We start from the raw sequence: 505 nt of genomic DNA, 5'->3' as shown, positions 1-505 counted from the left end.
CATCCGACTCGTCCCCTGTCTCTTTTGACAAGAATATTGTCGCAAGAAGCGAGATATATGGCAAGGGTGAACGTGCGCACCGTCACCGACCGAATTGCTTTTCACAAACCATGTGTTAAAAGGGAGCAACGGCGATGCTGGAATTCCTGGGTCGCCCACGGACAGGTCGATATGCTGATATCCCATGAAACTCGATGACCTGGCCGCCGCGACAGGCGCGACGGTTCGCCAGATCCGGTTCCTGATCGGCGAGGGCTTCGTTCCTTCGCCGGATGGCGGGCGGACCTATGCCCGCTACGGTGACGCGCATGTCAAGGCGATCCGGCGGTTCCAGCGCCTCAAGGATCTCGGCTTTCCCAACGCGGCGATCCGGTTGCTTCTCGACGCCCGCGAAGGCGTACCCGTTCCGGTCGTGGATGGCGTGACGCTGGTCATCGCGCCCGAGCTTCTGGGCAGTGATGCGGCGGTCGATCAGATTGTCGAGCGGACGGAGGCGCGGTTGCGG

The 505-nt window shown here is 61.4% G+C and carries 1 protein-coding gene; it reads left to right on the top strand.

Going from position 1 to position 505, the window contains the following annotated elements:
* Nucleotides 1–184: 184 nt before the first annotated feature.
* Nucleotides 185–505: helix-turn-helix domain-containing protein (locus AX681_RS13140; RefSeq protein WP_231734956.1), on the top strand; the 321-nt coding region annotated here is incomplete at its 3' end.

This window comes from Sphingomonas sp. CCH9-E2, from assembly GCF_001557215.1.
GTDB lineage: Bacteria > Pseudomonadota > Alphaproteobacteria > Sphingomonadales > Sphingomonadaceae > Sphingomonas.
The sequence above is the reverse complement of the archived record's forward strand: the minus strand, read 5'-3'. Positions and strand labels throughout refer to the sequence as shown.